The sequence below is a fragment of the Terriglobales bacterium genome, from assembly GCA_035543055.1.
GTDB lineage: Bacteria > Acidobacteriota > Terriglobia > Terriglobales > Acidobacteriaceae > JAIQFD01.
This window is the reverse complement of record DATKKJ010000121.1, coordinates 1-4,843: the sequence shown is the minus strand read 5'-3', so window position 1 is coordinate 4,843 and position 4,843 is coordinate 1. Positions and strand designations below refer to the sequence as shown.

Below are 4,843 nucleotides of genomic sequence, written 5' to 3'. Positions count from 1 at the left end.
CTCGACCCGGTGCTGCTCTTCGCCGACCAGAAGACCCTGCGGCGCCGCGCCCACGAGGTCCTGCGCCGCGCCGCCGGACGCCCGGGACACATCTTCAACCTCGGACACGGCATCCTGCAGGAAACGCCGGTGGAGAACGTGAAAGCGCTGGTCGAATTCGTGCGCGAGTTCTCCATAAGCAGCGTGGTGCAATGAAGGACCGTGAATGTGTGGCCCGGCCGTGTCGGCCGGGTGCGCGGGCGACACGCCCGCGCCACACACTCTAGACGAAACGCCTTGGCCTCTAATCCCAAACTCGCGGTCCTGCTCCTCGCCCACGGCAGCCCCGACTCCCCGGCGGACGTGCCCGAGTTCCTGAAGCGCATCACCGGCGGCCGGCCGATGCCGGAAGCGGTCGTCGTTGAGGTCAAGCACCGCTACAGCCTGATCGGCCGCTCTCCCCTCACCGAGATCACATTGCGCCAGGGCCAGAGCGTGCAGACACTCACCGGCCTGCCCACCTACGTCGGCATGCGCAACTGGAAGCCGTTCGTCGCCGAAGTTGTGGCGCAGATGGCGCGCGACGGCGTGCAGAAGGCCATCAGCATCTGCCTGGCACCTCAGAATTCGCGCACCAGCGTCGGACTCTACCGGCAATCGCTGGGCACGCCGCCATTCCAGGTGGATTTCGTAGAGAACTGGCACGACCACCCGCTGCTCATCCGCGCCTTCGCCGAGAAGCTCGAGGCCGGCTGGAAAAAAGCCTGCGCCGAGGCCGGCGCGCGTGTCCCCGTCATCTTCACCGCGCACAGCGTGCCCCGCCGCACCGTCGACGAAGGCGATCCCTACGAGGCCCAGGCCAAGGAGACCGCCGCCATGGTCGCCATGCAGGCGCCTTCCCTCAACGTGGAGGACTGGTTCTTCGCCTACCAGAGCCAGGGGATGAGTGGCGGCGAGTGGCTCGGCCCTACCGTCGAGAGCGTGATCGACAAGCTGCACGGCGAGGGGCACCGCGCCGTCTTCCTGCAGCCCATCGGCTTCGTCTGCGACCACGTTGAGGTCCTGTACGACATCGACATCGCCTTCCGCGAGTATGCCGCAAAGAAGGGCATGCGCCTGTGGCGGGCGGAGTCGCTGAACGATTCCCCGACCTTCGCTGCCGCTGTCGCCGAGGTGGTGCGCTCGCGCCTGGAACCGGACAAGAAACCGAACCTCGTCCAGCTCGGATCGTGATGAAACCACAGAGACACAGAGGCGCAGGGGAACCCAAGTCAATGGATCTCTCTGTGTCTCCGTGCCTCTGTGGTTAGTTTTTGCGCATGAAACGTGTAGCCATTATCGGCGGCGGCATCAGCGGTCTGGCGGCGGCGTTCTACCTGGAGCGCGAGCGCCGCAAGGGCGCGCCGGTCGAGTACACGCTGTTCGAGAGCGCCCCGCGACTCGGCGGCGTCATGTGGTCGGAGCGCGCCGAGGGCTGCCTGATCGAGGCCGGCCCCGATTCTTTCCTCACCGAGAAGCCCTGGGCGAACACCCTTTGCCGCGACCTCGGCATGGAAGACCAGATCGTCGGCTCCAACGACGACGCCCGCAAGACCTTCATCCTGGTGAATGGCCGCCTGGTATCCATGCCCGACGGCCTGATGTTCATGGTTCCCACCAAGCTGCTTCCCACCGTTTTCACCTCGCTGTTCTCCTGGGCCACCAAGATGCGGATGGCCGGCGAGCTGCTGTCGCGTCCCCGCCCGCCCGACGGCGACGAATCGGCCGCCGATTTCGTGGCGCGTCACTATGGTGATGAGGTGGTGGATCGCCTGGCCGACCCGCTGCTCTCCGGCGTGTACGGCGGCGACGCCGATTCCCTCAGCGTCCGCGCGGTGCTGCCCCGTTTCGTCGAGATGGAAGCCAGGTACGGCAGCCTGAGCCGCGGCATGCTGAAGGCGCGCAGCCGGATGAAAGCCGCCTTGGCCCAGGCGCCGCGCTCCGAGCGCCGCGGCAAGGCGCTCTTCAGCTCCATGCGCGAGGGCATGCAGCAGCTGGTGGACGCCGTCGCCGCCGGACTCGACCGGCGCGCCATCCGGCTCTCCACGCCCCTGCGTGGGCTTGCGCTCCGGGGTCAGGAATGGCTGGCGCTCAAAGAAGGCGGCGGCTCCGAGCCTTACGATCACGTCATCCTGGCCACGCCTGCCTACATTGCCGGCGCCCTGCTGCACGAAGCCAATCCGCGCCTGGCCGCCACGCTCGACCAGATCCCCTACAGCTCGTCAGTCACCGTGGCGCTGGGCTACGACGCCGCCCAGTTCGCCCGCGAGCCCGAGGGCTTCGGCTTCCTCGTTCCCTGGAGCGAGAAGAAGCGCATGCGCGCCTGCACCTATGTGCACAACAAATTCCCGCACCGCGCGCCGCCCGACAAGCGCCTGCTGCGTGTTTTCCTAGGAGGCACGCGGGACAAGGAAGTGCTCTCCCTGTCCGACGCCGAGATCCTCTCGACCGTGACCCGCGAGCTGAGGCAGATCATCGCCCTCGACGCCCAGCCCCGCTTCACTCGCATCTATCGCTGGAACCGCGCCATGGCGCAATATGCGGTCGGACACCTGGACCGGGTCGCGGCCATCGAGCGCCTGCGCCGCGAGCTGCCCGGCCTGAGCCTTGCCGGGAACGCTTACAAGGGCATCGGCGTCCCCGACTGCGTGCACACCGGCATGGACGCCGCCGCCGATGTCCTGGGCGCGCCGGTCGTCGAAGGGGCTCCCCCACGGCATTGATCGGAGCGCCAGCTACCGGTGTGCATCGCACAGCAGGCTGGCGGCGCCGGCGATCCCCGCATTCTCACAGCTCGAGGATAAAGGAAGAAGGAATGGTCGGGGAGACGGCCTCAACGGGCGGGAGACCGCAGTTCGAAATCCTGAGGCGGAGCCGAAGGCCCCTCTAGAATGGTCGGCCTAGTGGACGATTTTAGAACTTTCCTCGGTGTGGCAGCTTAGACCTCTTCCCAGACAGGGAGCTATGATTCTCCTAGGCGGAGATAACGTGGCAAGATCGGCGGCAGGCAGGTGCGTGGATGGGAGCACCTCCGCTATCGCTGAGTGATCAAGTCGCGGAGTTTATTAGAGATGTGCTGAGCGGCACCACGAGGCATAGTGGAGAGCACCACCACCGTGATGTCGAGGTCAGGATACATATCGAGCTGAGCGCTCGCTCCTGCGCCACCACCCGGGTGGCCAATCACGCGCACACCGTTGATGTCCTCTATTTCCAAGCCATAACCGTAGCGGACGCTGGGATCATTAGTCGTCACACGCGGCGAAGTCATCAGCGATAGAGTGCCGGGTGAAAGCAGTTTGCCGCTGCGCAACCCTACAGAAAACCTGAGTAGGTCATTAGCGGTCGAGTCATTCGAGGTGGTTTGGTTCATCCCGAGGGGGTGGAAGAGGTGCTGCGCACGATATTCGGCCGGGTTCCCGGCAACCACGCTAATGACAGCGTCGAGCAGTATGTATCCGGCATTGCTGTACTGGAATCCCTGTCCCGGGGCAAAGGCCAGCGGCTTGCTACCGATGTAACTCACCCATTGGGCGACTGTGCGGAGGCCAAGACGCCTAAAGTCCGCCTGCTCCTTGGGGTCAAGGAAGCCAGGCAGCCCCGCCGAGTGGGTGAGCAGGTGATGAAGGGTGATTTTCTCGCGAGCTTCACCGGGATAGCTCGGGAAAAACTTGCCGATTGGGTTGTGGAACGACAGCTTGCCTTGGTCCACTAGTTGGCCGATAACGACGGCGGTGAACGTCTTAGTGATGGACGCCAAGGGAAAGGGAGTATCTACGGTGGCACGAGAACGCGCCGCGTTGCCGTAGGCCTGCGCGAGAATGGGCCGGCTGCCGCGCGCGACCAGCACTACGCCGCTGAACATCCCGGCTTTGACCAATCTCTCGGCGTAGCCGTGGGCCTGCTGAGCGATGTTTTCGTCAGAGAGCTTGCCTTTGGCGGCGAACTTGGGCGGAGTGGGAATCTGAGAGAACAGCACGCCGGTAATCTTGTACGGCTTCTGCGGCTCGACTGAACAGCTTATGCGATACCACTCGCCGGTGAGCTGGGTCTGGACGACAGCGATAATTTCGGCTGCGGTAGATCCGTCGATGCTGCGGAGGATGAACCCATGGGTGTTGCGGTGAAGCTCAAGGTAGGTGCGCGTGCGCTCCTCCGCCGAACGCTGCTTGAGGGCTGCCTCGGAATAGTTATCGGCAATGAAGAAGCGGATTTCATCGGCAGTGCCGCCGTTGAACGCGTTCAGTAACCGCTCCAGACGCTGGGCGGGCTGAGTCTGCGGAAGTTTGGGCCTTTGCCCGCAGGCGGGTACCGCTGACACAAGAAACAGCAGAAACAGGAGAGCCAGGCGCACTGCCGTCACTATACCCCTCGCCGATAGCAACTGCCGGTGATGTAGTGCAGTTGTCCCGTCCCGTAATAGCGCCTCAGTCCGGTGGGCACACGGCCAATTCTGCTCACCATCGCGCAGCCGGCGCAAGCACCTTGCGGATTGTGAAGATTTCAGATCGAAAGTGGTCGGCCCTAGTGGACGATTTTAGAACTTTCTTTGGAGCGGCAGCTTAGACTCGTTCCCAGACGAGCAAAACCAGCTGGTCTGGGCCACCCGCCTGTCGGAGTCGCCAGAAAAGAAAGGGAACGTCCCGTCTGTCCCCGAGTTCATCAATTTCAAGCTCCAGGTGGATGTTCGGGAAAATCCGGTCGAAACCATCGCCTCAGCAACCATGCTTCTGTTCCCGCCGTTGCCCCCAGGAGGATGGCTCCGAGTGGTTCCCTGAGGGCTGCCGCCGCCACAAAAAAGTAGACGACGGCAGCGAAGATGCCA

At 64.0% G+C, this 4,843-nt stretch carries 4 protein-coding genes; 3 read left to right on the top strand and 1 reads right to left on the bottom strand.

The window, feature by feature from the left end; genetic code table 11:
• The 3 genes from VMS96_08725 to hemG all read left to right on the top strand — a co-directional run.
• Nucleotides 1-195: uroporphyrinogen decarboxylase family protein (locus VMS96_08725; protein ID HVP43505.1), on the top strand; the 195-nt coding region annotated here is incomplete at its 5' end.
• 81 nt (nucleotides 196-276) lie between these two features.
• Entirely contained in the window at nucleotides 277-1,212 is a 936-nt protein-coding gene (hemH, locus tag VMS96_08720) for a ferrochelatase (protein ID HVP43504.1), read from the top strand.
• Nucleotides 1,213-1,298: 86 nt separating this feature from the next.
• Complete coding sequence (hemG, locus tag VMS96_08715; GenBank protein HVP43503.1) at nucleotides 1,299-2,741, top strand: protoporphyrinogen oxidase; 1,443 nt, start codon at nucleotides 1,299-1,301, stop codon at nucleotides 2,739-2,741.
• A 311-nt stretch (nucleotides 2,742-3,052) separates the two neighbouring features.
• Here the strand turns inward: hemG and VMS96_08710 are convergent, their stop codons facing one another.
• Nucleotides 3,053-4,372, bottom strand: a complete 1,320-nt coding sequence (locus tag VMS96_08710; protein ID HVP43502.1) for a serine hydrolase domain-containing protein — start codon at nucleotides 4,370-4,372, stop codon at nucleotides 3,053-3,055.
• Nucleotides 4,373-4,843: the final 471 nt, after the last annotated feature.

Excerpts from the sequence above, each read along its gene's own strand:
- hemG (HVP43503.1), top strand. The coding sequence starts at position 1,299 with ATGAAACGTGTAGCCATTATCGGCGGCGGCATCAGCGGTCTGGCGGCG.